Origin of the sequence: Microbacterium gorillae (assembly GCF_000826185.2) — a bacterium.
Lineage (GTDB): Bacteria > Actinomycetota > Actinomycetes > Actinomycetales > Microbacteriaceae > Microbacterium > Microbacterium gorillae.
The window spans coordinates 117113-138008 of record NZ_LN648875.1 but is presented as its reverse complement, the minus strand read 5'-3'; the positions used below and the strand labels follow the sequence as shown (position 1 = coordinate 138008).

The following is a 20896-nucleotide window of genomic DNA, read 5'->3' as shown; positions in this document are numbered from 1 at the left end:
GGCGCCCACGACAGGAGCTCCCATGACGGACAAGAAGCCCTGGCACGGAGTCAATCTCGCGACGACGCTGCCGATCAACCCCGACTTCTCGGTCAACTACGACGGCTTCGCCGAGCACGTGCGATTCGTCACGTCCAACGGCGTCACCGGTCTCGCCCCGAACGGGTCGCTCGGTGAGTACCAGACGCTGACCGAGGACGAGCGCAAGCAGGTCTTCCTCACGGCCGTCGAGGCCTCGCCCGCGGGCACCGCGGTGATGCCTGGTGTCGGCGCGTACGGCGCGTTGGAGAGCGTCCGCCTGACCGAGCACGCCGCTGCGAACGGCGCGCCCGCGGTCATGCTGCTGCCCCCGAACGCCTACCGGGCCAGTGATGACGAGGTCGTCGACCACTTCCGCCGCGTCGCGGAGGTCGGCCTGCCGATCCTGGCCTACAACAACCCGATCGACACCCGGGTCAACCTGCGCCCGGACCTGCTGGCCCGCTTGTACGAGCTCGGCTACATCGTCTCGGTCAAGGAGTTCTCCGGAGACGTGCGCAACGCCTACCAGATCCACGAACTGGCTCCCGGCCTGGACGTCTCGATCGGCTCGGACGACGTGCTGCTGGAGCTCGGCATCAACGGCGCCGTGGGCTGGGTGGCCGGCTACCCGAACGTGATCCCGACGTCGACCGTCGAGCTCTACAACCTGGCCACCTCGGGTGACCCGGCGAGCTGGGCGAAGGGCCTGGAGATGTACCGTGATCTGCACAAGCTGCTGCGCTGGGACTCGAAGGTGTGGTTCGTCCAGGCCATCAAGCTGTCGCAGGAGGTCGCCGGTGTGATGCCCGGTGGCCGCACGACGCGCCCGCCGCGTCTGGACCTTCCCGAGGACGTGCGCGCGCAGATCATCTCCGACACCGAGGCCGTCCTGGCCAAGGGTTACCGCTGATCCAGAACGGACACCGATGCGAACGAAGCGCGTCTTCCACGCCGTCGACTCTCACACGGAGGGCATGCCCACTCGTGTGATCGTCGGCGGGGTCGGAGTCATACCCGGCGAGTCGATGGAGGCGCGTCGTCAGTGGTTCATGGCGAACCAGGACGACCTGCGCACCCTGTTGATGACCGAACCGCGCGGGCACAGCGCGATGAGCGGTGCGATCCTGCAGCCGCCCACGCGCCCCGACGCGGACTGGGGCGTGCTCTACATCGAGGTGTCCGGGTGCCTGCCGATGTGCGGGCACGGCACGATCGGCGTCGCCACCGTCCTGGTCGAGACCGGGATGGTGGCGGTGACCGAACCGGTCACGACGATCCGGCTGGACACCCCGGCCGGCCTCGTCATCGCCGACGTCTCCGTTGCGGATGGGCACGCGGACAGCGTGACCATCCGTAACGTGCCGTCCTTCGTGGTGTCCCTGGACGCGCAGGTCGAGGTGCCGGGCTACGGCACGGTCACCTACGACCTGGCGTTCGGTGGCAACTTCTACGCCATCGTCGAGCTCGACGCCCTGAGCCTGCCGTTCGATCGAGCGCGCAAGGACGACCTCCTCGCGGCCGGGCTCGCGATCATGGCCGCGATCGATGCGGCGGACATGCCGGTGCACCCCGTCGACGAGACGATCCGTGGCTGCCACCACGTGTACCTTAAGGCCCCGGGATCGACGGCGCAGCACTCACGCCACGCCATGGCGATCCACCCGGGCTGGTTCGACCGCTCGCCGTGCGGCACCGGCACGAGTGCGCGGATGGCGCAATTGCACGCCCGCGGCGAGTTGGCTCTGGAGACCGACTTCGTGAACGAGTCCTTCATCGGCACGCAGTTCATCGGCCGGCTCGTCGAGGAGACCACCGTCGCCGGCATCCCGGCGGTCGTACCCACGATCACGGGCCGGGCCTGGGTGACCGGAACGGCGCAGTACATGCTCGATCCCTCCGATCCGTTCCCGACGGGCTTCGTGCTGTGACCACGGCAGTTCCCGTTCTCGACCAGGACGACATCGAGCGCGCGCTCACCGCCGCCGGAGCGGTCGCGGCGATCGAGGACGCCCTCCGGCGCGGCATCGACATCGAGAACGACGCACCGCGTCTGTTCTCGCCGGTGGTCGCGGGGGAGTTCCTGCTGATGCCGACCCAATCGCCGCAGCATGCCGGGATCAAGGTCGTCACGATCGCGCCGCGCAACACCGAACGCGGACTGCCCAAGATCCAGGCCTGGTACCTGCTCTTCGACGCGGCGACGCTGTCTCCGGTCGCGATCCTGGACGGCGCGCACCTCACGCTGCTGCGTACCCCCGCGGTCACCGCGGTGGCGGTGCGCGCGCTGCTGGCGGCGGACCCGCGCGGCCCTCGGGATCGGATCGCGTCCTTGGCGGTCATCGGCTCCGGTCCTCAGGCGGAGGCGCACGTACGCGTGCTCGCCGCCACGGTGAGCGTCGGTGCGGTGTCCATCATCGGACGGACCCCGCAGCGCGTGCGCGCGCTGGTCGAGCGCCTGCGCGCCGACGGTTTCGATGCCCGCGTCGGAACGCCCGCGGACCTGCCGACGGCCGAGGTCATCGTGACGGTCACCTCCTCGTCCGAGCCGGTGCTCGCCCGCGCCCAGGTCGCCGACGACGCGATCGTCGCGGCGGTCGGATCGCACGGCACCGACCATCGTGAACTGGCCGCGGACCTCATCCGCGGTGCGGACCTCGTCGTTGAAGCTCGCGCCTCCGCGCTGCGGGAGAACGGCAACGTCCTCGTCGCCCGGCCGGCCGAAGAATGGCGGGCAGGGGCACAGCCGATGCACAATGTTCGGGAGTTGGTCTCGGACTCGATCGTGCGCACCGCGCGCCGTCCGGCCGTCTACACCGGTGTCGGCATGAGCTGGGAGGATCTGGCCGTGGTCGAAGGGATCATGGCCGGAGCCGCCGACCTGATCACCGACGACCGCAGTCGGAAAGGTGCTCCGTGATGGCAGCCGAATTGAACGTGACGAAGATCAACAAGCAGCCGAGCGTGCGGGACACCGTCAAGCAGGCGCTGCGGTCCGCGATCATCAGCGGGGAGATGGCGCCCGGACAGGTGTACTCCGCGCCGACGCTCGGAGCCCAGTTCGGCGTCTCCGCGACCCCGATCCGGGAGGCCATGCTCGATCTCGTCCGGGAAGGAATCGTCGTCGCGCTGCCCAACCGCGGTTTCCAGGTCACCGAGGTTTCCGGGAAGGTGCTCGAGGAGGTCACCGAACTGCGCATGATGCTCGAGCCGCCTGCGGTCGAGAAGGCCACGCCGGTGATCCCGGCAGCCGAGTTCGCCGGGCTGCGCTCCCTCGCCGATCGCATCGTCGCGGCCGCCGAAGCCGGGGACCTCGTGGAGTACCTCAGCGCCGACAGCGATTTCCACCTCGCCCTGCTGCGTCACGCCGGCAACGCTCGACTGCTGGACCTGGTCACCGGACTGCGCTCGCAGACCCGTTTGTTCGGTCTGGCTGGTCTGCACAAGAGCGGACTGCTCGTGCATTCCGCACGTGAGCACTACGACATCCTGGCTGCGGTGCAGGAGCGCGATGCCGCCCGGGCGCGCGATCTCATCCGCACCCATATCGAACACGTCCGAACCGACTGGTCCGGATCTTCCGCCGATCCGAGCGCTGCCGCCCCCGCGGTCACCTGAACCGGAGCACATGTGAGAACCATCCCCCCACGCGCCGATGTCGTGATCATCGGTGCCGGTGTCGTCGGCGCCGCCACGGCGTACTTCGCCGCCGCATCCGGGCTCGACGTCGTCGTCGTCGAACGCGGCACGATCGCCGCCGGAACCTCCAGCCGGTGCGAGGGCAACATCCTCGTCTCGGACAAGGAGGTCGGTCCGGAGCTCGAGCTCTCGCTGTACTCGCAGCGGGTCTGGCGCGAGGACCTCGCCGAGTTCGCCGGGCTGTGGGAGTTCGAGGCGAAAGGTGGCGTGGTCGTCGCGAGCGGTTCCGCAGGCCTGGCCGGTCTGCGCACCCTCGCGCAGCACCAGGCCGGCCTCGGTATCCGGGTCGAGGTGATCGACTCGATCGCCGGCGTCGCAGAGCTGGAACCGTCCATCAACCGCGACCTCGCCGGTGGTGCCTACTATCCCGACGACGCGCAGGTGCAGCCGCTGTTGGCGACCCACCACCTCCTGCGACTGGCACGTGGCCACGGCGCCACGGTTCTCACCGGGACCGAGGTGACGGGAATCCTCGTCGAACGCGATCAGGTCACGGGAGTCGAGACCGCGGCGGGACGGATGAGCGCCCCCGCGGTGGTCAACTGCGCCGGGGCGTGGAGCGGGGAGATCGCCGCGCTCGCGAACGTGCACCTGCCGGTGCTGCCGCGTCGCGGATTCGTGCTGGTCACGGAGCCCGTGCCGATCACGGTCCACCACAAGGTGTACGCCGCCGAGTACGTCGGTGACGTGGCGAGCTCGGACGCGGGCCTGCAGGTCTCTCCCGTCGTAGAGGGCACGCCGTCCGGAACGATCCTGATGGGAGCGAGCCGCGAGCGTGTCGGGTTCGATGCGTCCTTCTCCGCCGAAGCGGTCGCCCGGATCGCCGCGAGCGGCTTGCAGCTCTTTCCGGTGCTGCGTGGCGTGCGCGCGCAGCGGGCGTACTCCGGCTTCCGTCCGTACTGCCCCGACCACCTCCCGTCCATCGGCGCGGACGCTCGCTTGCCCGGACTGTGGCACGCTGCCGGCCACGAGGGGGCCGGCGTGGGGTTGTCCGTCGGGACCGGAAAGCTCCTGGCGCAAGGACTCACCGGGCGGACGCCGGATCTGGACTTGACGCCGTTCCGTCCGGAGCGACTCGCGGAGGTGGCGGCGGCATGAGCGGCGCGGAGAAGGCCACGAGCACGTTCGATTTCGACGGCGAACCGACCCCGTTCCAGCCCGGCCAGACGCTCGGCGGGGCGCTGATGGCGGCCGGTATCTCGTCGTGGCGGACCACGCGCACCGGTGGTGAGCCGCGCGGTCTGTTCTGCGGCATCGGCGTCTGCTTCGACTGTCTGGTCACCGTCGACGGCGTTCGCACGCAGCGGGCCTGCCTGGTTCCGGCGTGCGCCGGCCAGGACGTCCGCAGCACCGACCCCGCCGCACCGTTGGAGGAGGGCGCATGACCGCCGAGCGCATCCCCGATCTCGCCGTCATCGGCGGGGGACCGGCGGGCCTGAGCGCGGCGGACATCGCCGCCGAACACGGGCTCGACGTCGTCCTCGTCGATGCCGGCTCGCAGACCGGCGGGGAGGTCTGGCGTCCTCCCGCCGAACGGCCCCCGGCGCAGGTCCGGGCACCCGGGGGGCCCCCCCCCCACCCCCGCGGTCTGTTCTGCGGCGTCGGCGTCTGCTCCGCCTGTCTGGCCCCCGCGCGCGGCGTCCGCCCGCGGGGGGCCTGCCTGGTCCCGGCGTGCGCGGCCCGGGCCGCCCCCACCCCCGACCCCGCCGCACCGTTGGAGGAGGGCGCATGACCGCCGAGCGCATCCCCGATCTCGCCGTCATCGGCGCGGGACCGGCGGGCCTGAGCGCGGCGGACATCGCCGCCGAACACGGGCTCGACGTCGTCCTCGTCGATGCCGGCTCGCAGACCGGCGGGCAGTTCTGGCGTCATCCCGACGAACGGCACCTGGCGCAGTTCCGGGCACCGGAGAGCACCGGCCATCACCACTGGAAGCGCTATGTCGACCTGCGTTCGCGGCTCGCCGCCGCGGTGCAGCGGGGTGCCGTGCGGCACCTGTCCGGCCGGCACGTCTGGCGGGTCGATGTCGCGGCGGACCTCGTGCACCTGCGCACGACCGCGTCCATCGGTACGGACCAGGTCCCCGCCACGGAGCGAACCGTGACCGCGCGACGCCTGGTGCTCGCAACCGGCGCGTACGATCGGCAGCTGCCGATTCCCGGGTGGACACTGCCGGGCGCGATGGCGGCGGGGGGAGTGCAGGCGCTGCTGAAATCGAACCAGGTCGCCGCCGGGCGCCGCGCGGTGGTCGCCGGCACCGGACCGTTCCTGATGTCGGTCGCCGCGGGACTCGCGGAGGCCGGTGTCGAGGTCCTGGCGATCTGTGAGGCGAACTCGTACCTCCGCTGGGCTCGCACGCCGCTGCGCGCGGTGCAGGAGCCGGGCAAGCTGTTCGAGGGCGTGGAGTACGCGCGGACCTTCCTGCGCCACCGGGTGCCGTTGAAGATGCGGACGGTGGTCACCGCGATTCGCGGCACCGGACGGGTGCAGCAGGTGGAGATCGCCGCAGTCGACGGGCGCGGACGCGTCCGCCCCGGCACGGAACGGACCGTGGAGGCCGACCTGGTGGCTCTCGGCTGGGGGTTCACCCCCCAACTCGAGCTCGCGATCGGTCTGGGCCTGGACACCACCGTCGATGTGGACGACTCCCTGGTCGTGGTCGCCGACGATCGGCAGCGCACCTCGCACCCGCTGGTGTACGCCGCGGGGGAGGCGACCGGCATCGGTGGCGCAGTGCAATCCTGCGCCGAGGGCGAGCTCGCCGCGCTCGCCGTCGCGGCGGAGCTCGGCCGGACCGTCGAGGAGGCCGCGCTGCGACGGCGGCGTCGGCGCATCGATCGCGGGCGACGCTTCGCCGTCGGCATGCACCGGGCCGGCCCGGTGCCCCCGGAGTGGTCCTCCTGGGTGACCCCGACGACCACCGTGTGCCGGTGCGAGGAGGTCACCGCGGGCGAGGTCGCCGCGTCGGTCTGCGATCTCGGTGCGGACGACGCCCGCGACGTGCGTGTCACCTCGCGTCCTGGAATGGGACTGTGCCAGGGGCGCGTCTGCGGATTCGGCCTGGCCCAGCTCGTCACCGCGCACACCGGCCGCCCCGCCACCGCCGCGGAACTCGAATCCATCGCCAAACGGAACATCGGCGTGCCGATCACCCTCGGGGAGATCGCCGACCTGGTTCCCCTGACCGCAGAAAGAGCAGACTCATGAGCATCACCCCCACCACCCCCGCCGAGGTGGACGCGATCGTCGCGGCCGCGGACGCCGCGTCTGCGGAGTGGAAGCGCTCGGACATCCCCACGCGGGTGCGCGCACTGGATGCCGTGGCCGACGCCCTGGACGCGCACGGCCCCGACCTCATCGCGATCGCCCAGCGCGAGACGCACCTGGCCGAGGGCCGGCTGCAGGGAGAACTGAAGCGCACGAGCTTCCAATTGCGCATGTTCGGTGAGGCGCTCGCGGACGGCGAGTGGTTGGACGCCCGCATCGACCACGCCGACCCGGCGTGGCCGATGGGCGCGCCGCGTCCGGATCTGCGCCGCCAGCTCGAGGCGATCGGGCCCGTCGTCGTCTTCGCCGCCAGCAACTTCCCGTTCGCGTTCTCCGTCGCGGGTGGTGACACGGCCAGTGCGCTCGCCGCCGGCAACGCCGTCATCCTCAAGGCGCACCGCGGCCACCCCGAGCTGTCCCGCGCGACCAGCGATGTGGTCGTGGCCGCGCTCGCGTCCGTCGGCGCCCCGCGGGGCCTGTTCGCGACCGTGTACGGCACTCAGTCCGGCGTGCAGGCGCTGCGGGCGCCCGCGGTCAAGGCCGCCGCCTTCACCGGCTCGGTCGCCGGTGGTCGCGCCCTGTTCGACATCGCCTCCGCCCGCCCGGAGCCGATCCCCTTCTTCGGCGAGCTCGGCAGCACCAACCCGGCGTTCGTGACGCGGAGCGCCGCCGCGGCGAACCCGGTCGGCATCGCCCGGGACTACGTCGCGTCCGTCACCGGGAGCGCGGGACAGCTGTGCACCAAGCCGGGGGTGCTGTTCGTGCCGGCGGAATCGACCGTCGTCGACGAACTGCGCGCGGCCGAGCTTCCCGGCGCGGTTCCGCTCCTGAACACGGGCATCGAGGCGGCCTTCGCGGAAGCGTCCGGCCGCACCGCCGCGACGTCCGGCGTCGAACTGATCAACGGCGGTGGCGAGGACCCCCTCGCGCCGGTGCTGTACGCGACGGAGACGACCACGCTGCTGGCGGACATGGACGAGCTGATGGCCGAGATGTTCGGTCCGGCCGCCCTCGTGGTGACCTACACGGACGAAGCCGACCTCGTGGCCGCGGCGTCGCGTCTGGAGGGTCAGCTCACCGCGACACTCGTCGCGGACGAGGACGACGCGATCGCCGCGGAACTGCTGCCGATCCTCGCCGAGAAGGCCGGCCGGGTGCTGTGGAACCAGTGGCCCACCGGCGTCTCGGTCACCTGGGCGCAGCAGCACGGCGGTCCGTACCCCGCGACGACCGCCGTGGGCACGACCTCGGTCGGGATGGCCGCCATCACCCGGTTCCTCCGCCCGGTGGCCTACCAGAACGTTCCGGACGCACTGCTGCCGGACGCCCTGAAGGAGGCCAACCCGCTCGGCATTCCGCGCCGCGTCGACGGCGAGCTGCGCCGCGACTGACGAACGTCGCACGGGCTCGGGCCGGGTGGATCATCGATCCGCCCGGCCCGAGCCCGTTCCGGTCTCGTCGCGGTCAGCCGAGGGTCGGCAGCCACACTCGCATCGGGGCCCCGCCGTCACTGGTGGCGTAGGGGCGCAACGGGATGACCGTCTCCGCGGCCTCCACCGCACGCGCGTCCTGCGGGCCGTACAGCGGCCGCGCGGTGTCGGCGACGGTCGCTCGTACGGCCAGTCCCGGCCCGAAGACCCCCGCCCCCGTCATCTCGGTCACGCACGCGGCGTCCACCAGCAGGTCATCGATGGCGAGGTCCGTGTCGACGCCGTCGGCGCAGTGGAGGACCGGACCCCGGCGCACGGCCACCGTGCCGCGGACCGCGTCGATGCGCGGATGCGGCCGGAGGATCACCGGGGGCATCGGCAGGTGCAGGTCCAGGACGGTGCCGTCCACGATCGCGTCCGCGAGCACCACCCAGCCGTCCTCCGCCGTGACGGCGAGCGGGGCGCCGTCCCGATGCAGTGTCCACTGCTCCGCTCCGACCCAGGACGGGATGCGCAGCCCGAGCGCGCGCCGGCCTGCCGCCGCATCGCCGTGCACCGTGATGCGCACGGCTCCGGACCGGGGGTAGTCGGTGTCGATCTCGATGCTCGCACCCGCGGCCGGGATCCGCGCGCCGGCGTACAGGGTCAGATCGATGCCGTCCGGGCGCTCCGCGGCGACGTACTGCTCCAGGCTCGCGAACGTGCGGGCGAGGTTGGGCGGACAGCAGGCGCAGTTGAACCATCGGCGCCGACCGCCGGGGGACTCCGTGCCCCCATAGGCGCGGTCATCCCGGCGCTGCAGCGGGTTGACGTACGTGAATTCGTCGCCGTGCTCGGAGATTCCGGCGGCCACCACGTTGTACAGCGCGGTCTCCGCGACATCCAGGTGCTCCGCGGACCCGGTGAGCAGATACATCCGCCACGCCCAGCCGAACAGGGCGACCCCCGCGCACGTCTCGGCGTAGGCCTGGTCCGGCGGCAGCTCGTAGGCCGCACCGAACGCCTCGCCGTCGTGGCGGGACCCGGTGCCGCCGGTGACGTACAGGCGATGGGAGACCAGATCTTCCCACAGCGCCCGAACCACGTCGGCCGCCCGGGCGTCGCCGGTCTCCAGGTGGAGATCGACGATGCCCTGATTGAGGTACAGGGCGCGGACGGCGTGGCCGCGCAGGTGCCGGGTCGTCAGCGCCGGGCTGTCATCCTGGTAGTACTCCGGCGGGAACGGGGAGCCGCGGAAGAACCCGCTGCCGCGCCGCTCGAGGAAGGACTGCGCCAACTGCCGCATCGCGTCGTCGCCCGTCTCCCGCCACAGTTCGATCAGCGCCGTCTCGATCAGCGGATGTCCGCAGTACCCGGAGCTCTCGTCCGCGAGGAATCGTGTCACCGCGAGCGATGCGAAGCGGTGCGCGATCCCCAGGAGCCGGTCATCGTCGAGCGCGCGGTGCGCCGCGACGCCGGCCTGGATGAGGTGGCCGAGGCAGTACAGCTCGTGCCCCTCGGCGAGGTCGCTCCAGCGTTCGCGCCCGGTGTACTCGCCGAACGCGGAGTCGAGGTATCCGTCGTGGTCCTGCACGCGGGCGAGCAGCGCGACCGTGTCCTCGAAGAAGGCGCGCAGGTCGTCGTCCTCCTCCCGGGCGAGCTCCCAGGCGACCGCCTCGAGCATCTTGTGGACGTCCGAGTCGGCGAACACCATGCCGCGAAACGGCGCGTCGGACTCTCCGATCGCCCGGCGGAGGTTGTCCAGATTCCCCCACTCGGTGAGCATGGCGATGCCGTGGGGGAGGGTGACGCGCCGGTTGCGCTCGTGCCACGTCGCCAGGACGCCGTCGCGGACGGTCGGCGGCTCCGGCAACGGGGCGCGGACGCCATGCCGCGGTCGACCGACGGCGGTGCGACTGCGCGGACGCGTCGTCGATGCGAATTCAGGGGTGGGCGCTTCGCGGTGCATGGTGCTCCTGCTCCTTGCCGGGAAAGGTTGCAATTGTACCGAGGAGGAGGGGGAGCCGTCGAGACGCGGGCACGCATTCGCGTACCCGCGTCCGGACCCGTCAATCCACGGGCAGGACAGGGGCGGCGAGGGTCACGGTCCCGTCCACGTGGATGGTGTGCCGGTACGGCCCGGTGGCGCGGAGGGACCGGGCGGCCAGCGCGGCGTCGAGGTGGATCCACGCGTCGGCGATGCGCTCCGGGGCCGCGTCGAGAGTGATGGTGGCGGCGTGGTCGGCGCCCGGGATCGTGATGGTCGCGGCCGTGCCGGCCGGCGCCGGCGTGCCCACGGTGACGGTGATGCGGTCCGTCCGCGCACTGCCGTCAAAGCACTGCACGAGATCGACGTTCGCGGGTGCTCCCGCGGCCGTGCGCAGGCGTGCCGCGGCGTCCGGGATCTCGGTCTCGTCGGTGACGTCCTCCGTAGCACCGAGGAGGTGCAGCGCCGGGAGTGGGGTGAGAGTGAGAGCGGTCATGAGGTGTCGTCCTTCCGTCATCGCTGCCAGGCGCGATCGCACCTCGGCCAGACGTGCTGAGGTCACGGCGAGTTCGGCGGCCAGTTCCGCCTCGCGACGACGCAGGAGCGCCACCAAGCCGGACTCGGTGAGGTCCGAGTCCAGCAGCCCGGCGATGTCGTCCAGGCCGAAACCGGACGCTCGCAGAGCGGCGATCGCGCGCACCCGACCGGCCTGCCGTCGGGCGTACCGACGATGGCCGGTGCGCTCGTCGACCTCGGCCGGGACGATCAGCCCCTGGTCCTCCCAATGGCGCAGCATGCGCCGGGAGACCCCCGTGGCGTGTGCGAATTCGCCGATGCTCAACATGTCGTCTTCCACTCCACCCCTTCACACGGTGTCAGCTGCAAGCCCGGATACGCGGAAGGCGCCACCCCGCGGGGGTGACGCCTTCCGGAACGCTGTGCGCTATCGCGCGACGTTGCCGTCCTTCTGGAGCAGGTCGCGGATCTGGACGAGCAGCTCGGCCTCGGTCGGCAGCTCCTCCTCGACGACGCCGGCCTTGGCGGCCTGGCGCTCCTTGAACTTGTTCATCGGCACGACGAACACGAAGTACACCACCAGGGCCGTGGCGATGAAGCTGATCACGGCAGAGATGAGATCGCCCAGCGGGAACAGCACGGGCTGTCCGTAGATGCCGGTCATCGTCGGGCCCGCACCCTCGGTGCTCTTCGAGTCGAAGAACAGCGCGACCAGCGGGTTGATGACCGCCGAGACGACGGCGTTGACGATGTTGCCGAATGCAGTTCCGATGACGACCGCGACTGCGAGGTCGATCACGTTCCCCTGCATGATGAACTCTTTGAAGCCCTTGATCATTGCTGACCCCCGATATCGCTGACCGCAGCGGTCATGCCGCGGGTGAGGCAGACGCCCCGGTAGACGATGATGACGCAGATGCGGCCGCGTCGCCACCAGGCGCGCGGGAATCCGTGCGGTAGAACCCCGAGCCCTTGAAGGTCACCCCGACGGTCCCGTAGTCCTTGCGAAGCGCGCCACCGCACTCCGGGCACGTGGTCAGTGCGGCGTCGGAGAAGGACTGGATCGCGTCGAAGCGGTGCCCGCAATTCGTGCAGGCGTAGGCGTAGGTGGGCATGGTGAGGAGTTCTTTCTGCGTGCGTGCGCCGTGCGGCGCGTCAGGGGTGAAGCGTGACGGTCCGGGTCGGGGTGACGACCCCGTCGACCGGACGGTCGTGGATTTCGCGAGGGACCTCGTCGACGAGTTCCGAGTCGAACAGGACCGCGTAGACGGGGGGACACTTGGTCATCGAGCCCAGCGTCTTGTCGAAGTAGCCGCGGCCCCAGCCGAGGCGATTGCCGTCCGCGCCGACGGCCGCGGCCGGAATCAGCAGCAGATCGACCGTGTCCACGGCCATCGGGCCGAGCAGTTCTCCGGTCGGCTCCGCGATGCCGAGCGGACCGAGGAACTCGTCACCCTCCGGGCTCGCGACCGTCCAGTCCAGTAGCCCGTCGGCGCGGGTGACGGGCAGCAGGACGCGCAGTCCGCGGTCCATGGCGGCGTTGATGAAGGGGCGTGTGCCCGGCTCCATCGGGGAGGAGAGGTAGCAGGAGATGCTCCGGGCGTCGTGCGCTTGCACCAGCCGGTCGAGCTGCTCCGTGATGCCGGCCGCGGCGGCTTCGAGCTGAGGCTCGGACAGGGCCCGGCGTCGCTCGCGCACCTCGGCGCGCATGGCGCGTTTCTCGGCTTCGATGTCTCCGACCATGACCTTGATTGTAGAGGGACACGATGGGGGCACCGTCTAGAGTGGGGGGATGTCGAATCTGCCGATCAAGGCCGTCATCCCCGCCGCCGGCCTCGGGACGCGCTTCCTTCCCGCCACGAAGGCGATGCCGAAGGAGATGCTCCCGGTCGTCGACAAGCCGGCGATCCAGTACGTGGTGGAGGAGGCGGTGAAGGCGGGGATCGATGACGTGCTGGTCATCATCGGCCGTCGGAAGAACTCCATCTCGGACCACTTCGACTCGGTTCCGGAGCTGGAAGCGCAGTTGGAGCTGAAGGGCGACGCGACCAAGCTCGCCCAGGTGATGGCGCCGAGCGAGCTGGCGGACATCCACTTCGTCCGGCAGGGCGACCCGAAGGGTCTCGGTCACGCGGTCCTGCGGGCGAAGTCTCACGTCGGCGATCACTCGTTCGCCGTGATGCTGGGTGACGATCTGATCGACGCCAAGGAAGACCTGCTGTCGCGCATGATCGACCAGCACACCAAGCGCGGTGCTTCGGTCGTGGCGCTGATGGAGGTTCCGCCGGAGCACATCCACCTGTACGGCGTCGCGCAGATCGAGCCGACCGATGAGGATGACGTGGTCCGCATCACGGGCATGGTGGAAAAGCCCTCCCGCGAGGAGGCGCCGTCCAACCTCGCCGTGATCGGACGCTACGTGCTCAGCCCGGACATCTTCCCGATCCTCGAGCACACCGCACCCGGCAAGGGCGGCGAGATCCAGCTCACCGACGCGCTCGAGGAGCAGGCGCGCGGTGAGGGCGGCGTGTACGGCGTCGTCTTCCGCGGTCGTCGGTTCGACACCGGCGCGAAGCTGGACTACATCGAGGCCATCGTGCAGCTGGCGTGCGAGCGGGAGGACCTGGGTCCGGAGCTGCGGGCCTGGCTGAAGGACTTCGCGAAAACCCTCTGAGAGCGTTGCGGGGCGAGATGGACCAGCAGATCACGAGCCGGCACGGAGATGTGTCGTTGCGCCTGGTGAAGGTCAAGGACGCCAGAACGCTGCAGCATGAGCTGCTGAGCAACCGCGCCTGGTTGCGGCCGTGGGAGGCCACGGTGCCGGGCGGTTCGATCTCCTTCGACATGCGCCTGGGCATCCGTCGACTGCTGCAGCAGTACCGCGACGGCAGCGGCGTGCCGTTCGTGGTGGAATCCGACGGCGAGGTGTGCGGCCAGCTCAACATCTGGGGCATCGCTCGCGGGTCGCTGAACTCGGCCACGATCGGATACTGGGTGGCGGAGCGGTTCGCCGGACGCGGGATCACGCCGACGGCCGTCGCGCTCGCGACGGACATCGCGTTCACGCAACTGCGCTTGCATCGCATGGAGATCTGCATCCGGCCGGAGAACGGTCCCAGCCTGCGCGTCGTGGAGAAGCTCGGGTTCCGGTACGAGGGACTGCGACGCCACTACATCCACATCGACGGCGATTGGCGTGACCACTACTCGTTCGCGCTGACGACGGAGGACGTCCCGCAGGGGGTGCTCTCGCGGTGGCTGCAGGGGGCTGCTCCCGAGTCCGCGGCGGCGATCCCGCCGGCGGATCGCCTGCGTTCCTGACGGGTCCGGACTCGCGCGACACGCGCGGAGATGTTCGCGGTCCCACCGGGCCATTCCCGTACCGTGGGGGACATGGACGTCCCGATTCTCGGCGGAGGTGTGATCCTCGCGATCGCCGCTGTGCTCTGGCTCGTCTACCTCGTGCCGTCCTGGTACTCCCGGGGGCGTTTCAACGCGACCGAGCGCAACGCCGTGCGGCTCAGCCAGGCGCTGCGGATTCTGGCGGAGACCAGCGAGAACCCGACGGAGATGAACCTCGAGCTGGACGCGCGGACGGCGTACGAGCAGTCCAAGCTGGCGCGTCGTGCCGAGGCCGAGCGCGTGCGCGTCGAGCGCGACCGTGTCCGTGACGAAGCCGACCGCCGGCGGGAGCTGGAGCGGATCCGCGTCACGCAGGAGCAGGAGGTCGCCCGCATCGCGTCCGCGGCCGAGCGTGACCGCGTCGCCGCCGAAGCGGAACTCGCTCGTGAGGAGGCGATGGCCGCCGCCGCGGCGGAGCGTCGTGATCTCGCACGTCGACGGGCGGAAGCCGCGGAGGCGCTGCGACTGTCCGGCGTCGCGCAGGCGCGTGCCCGCCGTCGCCTGCGTGCGAGTGCGACCGTGGTCCTGCTGCTCGGACTGCTCATCGCTGCGGCTGGCGTGTGGCTGCAGTTGACGTTCGCCCAGCCCTGGGCGCTGCTCGGCGGCGCGGTCGCCGCTGTGGTCGCTCTCGGTGTGCTGCAGAAGATGTCCGGTGTCGCGCGCCGCGCCCGTCGCCGTGTCGTACCGATGGCCGCCCCCGTCGAGGTCGTGGCCGAGCCGCGTCGCGAGTGGGTGCTGCACGATGAGCCCGCACCGCGCTGGACGCCTCGCCAGCTGCCCAATCCGCTTTCGAACGTCGCCGGTTCTCGGGCCGCGGTCGCTCAGGACCGCATCGACGCACACGCCGCGCTGCGGCGCGTGGCGTTGGAGGAGGCCGCGCGGCAGAAGGCCGAGCAGGACGCTCCGGTGCGCATCGACACCGCCCGTCCGGCCGCGCGCGCCGAGGAAGCCTCGCCGTTCACGCGCATGGGCTACATCGATGACGAGGCCGTCGAGGCGCACGTGCGTGACCTGCTCGCGCGCCGCGCCGCGAGCTGACACGACCCGCCGCGGTGGTCATTCGGGGCGGTTCCGTCATGATAGGCTCGTACACGTCTTCGGGCCTGTGGCGCAGTTGGTAGCGCGCTTCGTTCGCAATGAAGAGGTCAGGGGTTCGAATCCCCTCAGGTCCACCGAAAGACGAAGGCCTCGCCACTCCGGCGGGGCCTTCGTCGTGTGTGCTGTCGGACTCATTTTGCTCCCGGAATCGGCGCTTTCCGGGCCCGAAAAGTGCCGCGGGTGGGAGCGATGCCGGTATCGCTCCCACCCGCGACAGGAATCCGCGCGGGGAAGTGTCGGAATCGGGCGCGATCCTCAGCGCGGGTGCGCACGGGCGTCAGCGGGTCTCGGTGGCCGGTCCGGCGGCCGGGACCGCGGAGTCCTCTCGAGGGCCCGTGCGCGGCAGGGAGAGTGCGACGATCACGGCTGCGGCGAGCAGGAGCACGGCGTACGGGCCGACGTAGGGCGAGAGGGAAGCCGCAAGCCCGGCTGCGGCGACGGTGGTGGCGCCGCCGAGCGTGGTGATCATGGTGGTGAACCCGGACGCGGCGCCCGCCTCATCGCCGGCGACGTCGGCGAACGCGCGCCGGTTCGAGATGACGAACGCACCCGGGAGACCGGCGCCGATGAGCAGGCCACCCAGGATGAGCCATCCCCACGGGGCGTCCGTCAGAGCCACGGCGAACACCGTGCCGGTGCCGACCAGGAGTGCTGCGCCGGCGAGACGGAACGTCGCGGTCGCCCCGAGACGGGTGATGACGGTGTCGGCGAGGACGGCGACGACCAGCGATGCGATCGCCATCGGCGCGACCGCGAACGATGCGCCCTGCGCGGTCAGTCCGTAGTGCTGCTGCAGATGCGTCGAGTACGCGAACATCGCGGCGATCATCAACCCGTTCACCGCGAACAAGCCCAGCGTGGCCGTCCGGTAGGCGGCGAGGCTGAAGAGGTGCACCGGCAGAACCGGAGCGACCGCACGACGTTGCGCGAGCACGGTCGTGACGAGTGCGCCCGCCCCCACCACGGCCAGGGCGGCCCCGGGAAGCGGGTTCCTCTCCGCGATGCTGAGTCCGGCGAGGATCGCCGCGGCGCCGGCGGCGACGACGCCGGCAGGCCAGGATCGCGCGGACGACGTGTGGCTCTCCCCACGTTGAATCGTTCGCAGTGCGAACGGCATGAGCAGCAGCACCGCGGCGACGTTGATCCAGAACACCCCGGGCCAGCCGAACCACGAGATGAGGGGCCCCGCGATGAGGCTGCCGATGACCGCGCCGACCACACCGAGCGCACTCCAGATCGTCAGGGCGATCGCGCGCTCACGCTGTCGGCTGTACCGGGCGATGACGACACCGAGCGCGCTGGCGGCGAGAACGCCCGCGGACGCTCCCTGCACCAACCGCGCGCCCACGAGGACCTCGATGGTCGGCGCGAGCGCGCACGCGATGCTTGTGATCGCGAAGCCGGTCAGCGCGCCCAAGAACACGGGCCGGCGACCCGTGCGATCGGACCACGCGCCGCCGGGGAGGAGCAGGCCACCGAAGGCGAGCAGGTAGCCGCTCAGGACCCAGACCAGCCATCCTCCGTCGCCGAGGCGATCACCGATCGTGGGAATCGCGACGTTGATGATCGTGGATTCCAAAAGGACGAGGAACTGCGCGGTGCCCGCGACCATCAGGACGGCCCAGCGGCGAATCGCTTCTGACTTCATCTGCATAAAGTCAGAGAGTAGCGGCATGACTTCACTCATCTCAAGTCAGGGTAGAGTGGGGACATGACACTCGGAACAGATGCCGTGCCCTCGCCCGGTCCGGGGTGCCCGATCGACTGCGCGATGACGGCCCTGGGGTCCCGGGCCTCGATCCTGCTGCTTCGGCAGGCGTTCTACGGCGACCGCCGATACGACGCATTCGTCGAGCACACCGGCATCTCCGAGGCGACGGTCGCGAAGCGGCTGCAGGAACTCGTTGAGATCGGCGTACTTCGCCGCGTCCCGTATCAGGAGTCGGGGTCCCGCCTCCGGCACGAGTACGAGCTCACCGCCTCTGGTCAGGAGTTGCTCCCGGTGATCCTCGGGTTGTTCCTGTGGGGTCAGCGACACCTCGAGCATGCCGAAGCCGGCCTGCGTCCGATCGGTCCGGACGGTGAGCCGGTGCAGGTCGCCGTGCAGTCCGCCACGGGACGGGCGCTGGGCATCACGGACATCCAGATGGACCCGGTGCCGGTCGGCAACTGACTCGCCGGACCCCGCACGAACCGTCGGGAGTGGGCGGAAGCCCGGCGCGCTGCGGCCGCCGAACCAGTGCGGCGAGGCCGCCCGCGGATGGCGGAGGCGAGGTCCGTGGCGCGGATCATCGCGGTCCACGGGTCCTCAGCCCGGGCCGGCGGTCACTCCCCGGCGGCCGGGAGGTGTCCGGGCCGGTCATTGTTCCTGATGAGGAGGATGCCGGTGATGAACTGCCAGATCATGAAGGGGTAGACCGCGCCTCGTTCCCAGACGCCGTCCGGGAGCCAGAAGTGCAGTGTCAGCAGGACGCTGCCGGCGAGGCCCAGCGCGCCGAGTATCGGTCCCGACCTGCGATGCCAGGCGGGCAGGCCCAGTCCGTGGAGAGCGGCGGTTGACACGATGGCGGCGGCGTTGCCGGCGACGATGGCGGCGGTCGCTCCGAGGACGTGGATGGTGATGAGTCCGAGCGCGACGTTCTCGGGGGAACCCGGGACGAGACCGACGAAGGTGATTCCCGCCGTGTGGATGACGGCGATGATGCTGAACCACGTGGCCGCACGCCGGTTGGTCAACCGGGGGAGCAGCAGGAGGGCGCCCAGCAGGAAGAAGAGTCCGACTCCGATGAAGCCCGCATCCATGACGGCCGGCACTTGGGAGTGCAGGTCTCGTCCTTGGAAGTCGCCGAAGGTGGGCACGCCGAGGTCACTGATGTAGAACGTGGCGTAGTTGTAACCGGGGAAGGCGGCTGCGGCGATCGCCTCGCACAGCACGTACCAGGCGGGGCCGATGACCCAGAGTGCGCCCGTCGTGGACAGTGGGCCGAGGGACGAGGACGGGGCGGGGGAGGACCGGGTCCGACCTGTGGGGTGCGTCATGGTCATCCTGCGGCCGTATAGGCCGCGGCTTGATGTGCCTGCTGGTCGAGCAGGGTCAGGCGCGGGACCGTGGCCTCGTCCGCCGGAGTGAACCACACCAGTCGGGTACCGTGCCCTTCGTCCAGCCACGTGCTCGTCATACTGAGGTGCAGCACGCCGACACGGGCGTGACGGATGCGCTTGAGCGCGTTCGCTTCCGTCGCGACGTCGCCACGGTCCCAGATCTCGCCGAAACCGGGGGACAGTTGACGCATCTCGCTGATGAAACCGATCCAGGTCGGTTCATCGCGGTGGCGACCGTAGGCGGATCGCAACCGCGCCACGATGCGTTCCCGTGCGTGATCCGCATCGAGATGGGCGCGTTGCCAGTGCAGGTCCGTGAACATGAGACGTGCGCAGTTGCGGTGCTGCGGCGGGATGTCGTCGAGGTCGTTGAACAGGAATCGGTAGGTGCGGTTGTACGCGAGGACGTCGAATCGCGCCGTCTGGATCGCGGCAGGATACGGGAGGACCCGCTCCAGCAGGTCCAGGTGCGTCGCCCGCACGCAGCTGCGCCCTTCGCGGTCGGGGATGGCGAGCCCCGCGAGGGCGTAGAGATGATCGCGTTCGTCCGGGGTGAGCTGCAGCGCGCGCGCGATGGCTGCCAGCACCTGTTCGGATGCCGCGATGGGACGCGCCTGTTCGAGCCAGGTGTACCAGGTGAGGCCTACGCCGGCGAGCTGGGCCACCTCTTCCCGCCGCAGGCCCGCCACGCGTCGACGTGATCCGTCAGGCAGTCCGACATCCGCGGGACGGAGCCGCTCGCGCCGAGACCGCAGGTATGCCGCGAACTCTTCACGATCACTGGTCTTCGCCATGGCTCACCCCCGGACCCATTCTCCATGCCGCGGTGTCTTCGCAGGCCCTCGCAGACCTCTGAGAGGGGCACTGTTGGTACCAGGATGAGCGCACTCCTGGTACCAGGAATCCGGTCGTTCGAAGGTGGTGGGGTGTCCACAGCAACTGTTCCCGTTCAGCCCGCCTCCGAAACTCCCCCGCCCGCCTGGCGCTATCTGGGCCTGGTCCTCGCGCCCGGGATCGGATCGTACGCATTCAACGCCGTGACGGTCACCCTCCCCGCGGTTCGGACCGACCTGGGCATGTCGGATGCGATGCTGGAGCTCGTCGTCGCCGCGTACAGCGTGCCGTTCGCCGTGCTGCTGATCATCGGCGGTCGGCTGGGCGATCGGTTCGGACGTCACCGGCTCTTCCTCATCGGGATGGTGGCCTTCCTGATGGGCGCGATCGCCTGCTCGCTGGCGCCGAGTGTCGAAACGCTCCTGGCGGCGCGCGCCGCGCAGGGCATCGGCGTGGCTCTGGGATCGCCGCAGGTGCTCGCTGTGATCCAGGCGACCAGCACGGGGGCTGCCCGGGTTCGCGCCATCTCCGCCTTCAGCGCGAGCGGCGGCATCGGCTCCGCCCTGGGACAGGTGATCGGCGGAACGCTGGCCAGCGCATCGTTCGGCCCGATCGCCGGATGGCGGGCGGTGTACTGGGTCGCCGCGCTGCTCGCGGGCCTGGCGGTCGTGCTCTCCCGATTCGCGCCACGCAGCGTCGTGCACGAACCGGTTGCGATCGACGTGGCGGGGACGGTCGAACTGGCGGTCGGGATTCTGCTCATCATCTCCGCTCTCACCTTCGGTCCGGCGCTGGGATGGTCCTGGCCGATCGTTCTCGCACTCCTCGCGGGCGTCGGCATGCTCGTCATTCTGTGGCAGCACCAGAGCCGGATCGAACGAAGCGGACGCATCCCGCTGCTGCCACCGCAGATCCTCCGCCTGCGTCCGTTGCAACTCGGCCTCACGGCCGCAGGGTTGTTCTTCATCGGCTTCGGCGCTGTGCTGTACGTCATCCCGCGGGCGCTCGACGACGGCCTGGGCATGACGCCGCTTGAATCGGGGCTCACCATGCTCCCGTTCGCCGCCGTGTTCACCGTGATCTCACTGCGGCTCTCGCGTATTCAGCGGCGGCTGGGGGATGCCACGCTGATGTGGGGTGTCCTGATCCAGACCATCGCGTTGATCGGGATCGCCCTCACCGTTCTGCTCGCCTGGACGCCGCAGCTGCCGTGGCTCCTGCAGCTCCCGCTGCTGCTGCTGGGAGCAGGGCAGGCGATGATCTTCTCCCCGCTGACGCAGCGTGTCGTCCGAGAGGTGCCCGTGCATTCCGCCGGGTTGTCGGGTGGCTTGTTCGGCACCGCGCAGCAGCTTTCGCTGTCGCTGGGCGTGATCCTCATCGGCGGCATCGTGGCGTCGTCGGGCTGGGTGGGACAGGCCGAGCTCGCGGCCGGCGTGCTGCTCGACCTCGTCGCCGCCGTGATCGTCTTCGTGCTGTCCTGCCTGCTCCTGCGCCGATCAGAGTGATCGCGCGGCACCGAGCCGTCCCAGAGTCGGCCGCGGTCCGGTGGATGCGGGGAACCGGT

The 20896-nt window shown here is 70.5% G+C and carries 22 protein-coding genes and 1 tRNA gene; 15 read left to right on the top strand and 8 right to left on the bottom strand.

Features of this window, described 5'->3' with window-relative positions:
- The first annotated feature begins 22 nt into the window (after window positions 1-22).
- From BN1193_RS10160 to BN1193_RS10120, 9 genes are read left to right on the top strand one after another with little or no spacing between them, the layout of a single operon-like run.
- Complete coding sequence (locus tag BN1193_RS10160) at window positions 23-931, top strand: dihydrodipicolinate synthase family protein (RefSeq protein WP_040166156.1); 909 nt, start codon at window positions 23-25, stop codon at window positions 929-931.
- 16 nt (window positions 932-947) lie between these two features.
- Window positions 948-1949 carry a proline racemase family protein gene (locus BN1193_RS10155; protein ID WP_040166154.1) on the top strand — a complete coding sequence of 334 codons (1002 nt, stop codon included), beginning with the start codon at window positions 948-950 and terminating at the stop codon, window positions 1947-1949.
- Window positions 1946-2938, top strand: coding sequence for an ornithine cyclodeaminase family protein (locus BN1193_RS10150; protein ID WP_040166152.1), 993 nt, complete (start codon window positions 1946-1948; stop codon window positions 2936-2938). The genes BN1193_RS10155 and BN1193_RS10150 overlap by 4 nt, the downstream gene beginning before the upstream one ends.
- A complete protein-coding gene (locus BN1193_RS10145; RefSeq protein WP_040166151.1) occupies window positions 2938-3636 on the top strand; it encodes a GntR family transcriptional regulator in 699 nt (232 codons plus the stop codon). The genes BN1193_RS10150 and BN1193_RS10145 overlap by 1 nt, the downstream gene beginning before the upstream one ends.
- A 12-nt stretch (window positions 3637-3648) precedes the next feature.
- Entirely contained in the window at window positions 3649-4815 is a 1167-nt protein-coding gene (locus BN1193_RS10140) for an NAD(P)/FAD-dependent oxidoreductase (RefSeq protein ID WP_040166150.1), read from the top strand.
- Window positions 4812-5102: a (2Fe-2S)-binding protein gene (locus BN1193_RS10135; RefSeq protein ID WP_040166149.1), complete on the top strand. Its 291-nt coding sequence runs from the start codon at window positions 4812-4814 to the stop codon at window positions 5100-5102. Before BN1193_RS10140 ends, BN1193_RS10135 begins: the two co-directional genes overlap by 4 nt.
- Window positions 5099-5449 carry an NAD(P)-binding protein gene (locus tag BN1193_RS17905; protein WP_040166148.1) on the top strand — a complete coding sequence of 117 codons (351 nt, stop codon included), beginning with the start codon at window positions 5099-5101 and terminating at the stop codon, window positions 5447-5449. The genes BN1193_RS10135 and BN1193_RS17905 overlap by 4 nt, the downstream gene beginning before the upstream one ends.
- On the top strand, window positions 5446-6924 hold the full coding sequence (locus BN1193_RS18430; RefSeq protein ID WP_040166147.1) for an NAD(P)/FAD-dependent oxidoreductase: 1479 nt from the start codon (window positions 5446-5448) through the stop codon (window positions 6922-6924). The genes BN1193_RS17905 and BN1193_RS18430 overlap by 4 nt, the downstream gene beginning before the upstream one ends.
- The gene (locus BN1193_RS10120; RefSeq protein ID WP_195907845.1) at window positions 6921-8375 is read left to right on the top strand and encodes an aldehyde dehydrogenase (NADP(+)); all 1455 of its coding nucleotides are present in this window, start codon (window positions 6921-6923) and stop codon (window positions 8373-8375) included. The genes BN1193_RS18430 and BN1193_RS10120 overlap by 4 nt, the downstream gene beginning before the upstream one ends.
- A 73-nt stretch (window positions 8376-8448) precedes the next feature.
- Here BN1193_RS10120 and BN1193_RS10115 read toward each other — a convergent pair whose 3' ends face one another.
- The 5 genes from BN1193_RS10115 to BN1193_RS10095 all read right to left on the bottom strand — a co-directional run bounded on the left by BN1193_RS10115 (window position 8449) and on the right by BN1193_RS10095 (window position 12639).
- Window positions 8449-10362 carry a glycoside hydrolase family 127 protein gene (locus tag BN1193_RS10115; RefSeq protein ID WP_052460640.1) on the bottom strand — a complete coding sequence of 638 codons (1914 nt, stop codon included), beginning with the start codon at window positions 10360-10362 and terminating at the stop codon, window positions 8449-8451.
- Window positions 10363-10462: 100 nt separating this feature from the next.
- Window positions 10463-11236: a MerR family transcriptional regulator gene (locus BN1193_RS10110; protein WP_094770428.1), complete on the bottom strand. Its 774-nt coding sequence runs from the start codon at window positions 11234-11236 to the stop codon at window positions 10463-10465.
- Between the two features lie 87 nt (window positions 11237-11323).
- A complete protein-coding gene (gene mscL, locus BN1193_RS10105) occupies window positions 11324-11734 on the bottom strand; it encodes a large conductance mechanosensitive channel protein MscL (protein ID WP_040166145.1) in 411 nt (136 codons plus the stop codon).
- A gap of 31 nt (window positions 11735-11765) precedes the next feature.
- Entirely contained in the window at window positions 11766-12011 is a 246-nt protein-coding gene (locus BN1193_RS10100) for an FmdB family zinc ribbon protein (RefSeq protein WP_040166144.1), read from the bottom strand.
- Between the two features lie 40 nt (window positions 12012-12051).
- The gene (locus tag BN1193_RS10095) at window positions 12052-12639 is read right to left on the bottom strand and encodes a 5-formyltetrahydrofolate cyclo-ligase (RefSeq protein ID WP_040166143.1); all 588 of its coding nucleotides are present in this window, start codon (window positions 12637-12639) and stop codon (window positions 12052-12054) included.
- A 49-nt stretch (window positions 12640-12688) separates the two neighbouring features.
- Between BN1193_RS10095 and galU the strand changes: the two genes are divergently transcribed.
- From galU to BN1193_RS10075, 4 genes are all read left to right on the top strand, one after another.
- Window positions 12689-13570 carry a UTP--glucose-1-phosphate uridylyltransferase GalU gene (gene galU / locus BN1193_RS10090; protein WP_040166142.1) on the top strand — a complete coding sequence of 294 codons (882 nt, stop codon included), beginning with the start codon at window positions 12689-12691 and terminating at the stop codon, window positions 13568-13570.
- 17 nt (window positions 13571-13587) lie between these two features.
- Window positions 13588-14217 carry a GNAT family N-acetyltransferase gene (locus BN1193_RS10085; protein ID WP_040166805.1) on the top strand — a complete coding sequence of 210 codons (630 nt, stop codon included), beginning with the start codon at window positions 13588-13590 and terminating at the stop codon, window positions 14215-14217.
- Between the two features lie 72 nt (window positions 14218-14289).
- The gene (locus BN1193_RS10080; protein ID WP_040166141.1) at window positions 14290-15336 is read left to right on the top strand and encodes a hypothetical protein; all 1047 of its coding nucleotides are present in this window, start codon (window positions 14290-14292) and stop codon (window positions 15334-15336) included.
- A 61-nt stretch (window positions 15337-15397) separates the two neighbouring features.
- Window positions 15398-15470: transfer RNA gene (locus BN1193_RS10075), tRNA-Ala, on the top strand.
- A 203-nt stretch (window positions 15471-15673) separates the two neighbouring features.
- Here BN1193_RS10075 and BN1193_RS10070 read toward each other — a convergent pair.
- Entirely contained in the window at window positions 15674-17044 is a 1371-nt protein-coding gene (locus BN1193_RS10070; RefSeq protein ID WP_195907844.1) for an MFS transporter, read from the bottom strand.
- A 63-nt stretch (window positions 17045-17107) separates the two neighbouring features.
- Between BN1193_RS10070 and BN1193_RS10065 the strand changes: the two genes are divergently transcribed.
- On the top strand, window positions 17108-17569 hold the full coding sequence (locus tag BN1193_RS10065; protein WP_040166138.1) for a winged helix-turn-helix transcriptional regulator: 462 nt from the start codon (window positions 17108-17110) through the stop codon (window positions 17567-17569).
- A 152-nt stretch (window positions 17570-17721) separates the two neighbouring features.
- On the opposite strand, the gene BN1193_RS10060 is transcribed toward BN1193_RS10065, so the two are convergent.
- Window positions 17722-18435 carry a DUF998 domain-containing protein gene (locus tag BN1193_RS10060; RefSeq protein WP_052460638.1) on the bottom strand — a complete coding sequence of 238 codons (714 nt, stop codon included), beginning with the start codon at window positions 18433-18435 and terminating at the stop codon, window positions 17722-17724.
- A gap of 2 nt (window positions 18436-18437) precedes the next feature.
- The gene (locus BN1193_RS10055) at window positions 18438-19292 is read right to left on the bottom strand and encodes a helix-turn-helix transcriptional regulator (RefSeq protein ID WP_040166136.1); all 855 of its coding nucleotides are present in this window, start codon (window positions 19290-19292) and stop codon (window positions 18438-18440) included.
- Window positions 19293-19424: 132 nt separating this feature from the next.
- Here BN1193_RS10055 and BN1193_RS10050 point away from each other — a divergent pair, with 132 nt between their 5' ends.
- Entirely contained in the window at window positions 19425-20837 is a 1413-nt protein-coding gene (locus BN1193_RS10050; RefSeq protein WP_040166134.1) for an MFS transporter, read from the top strand.
- Window positions 20838-20896 lie beyond the last annotated feature (59 nt).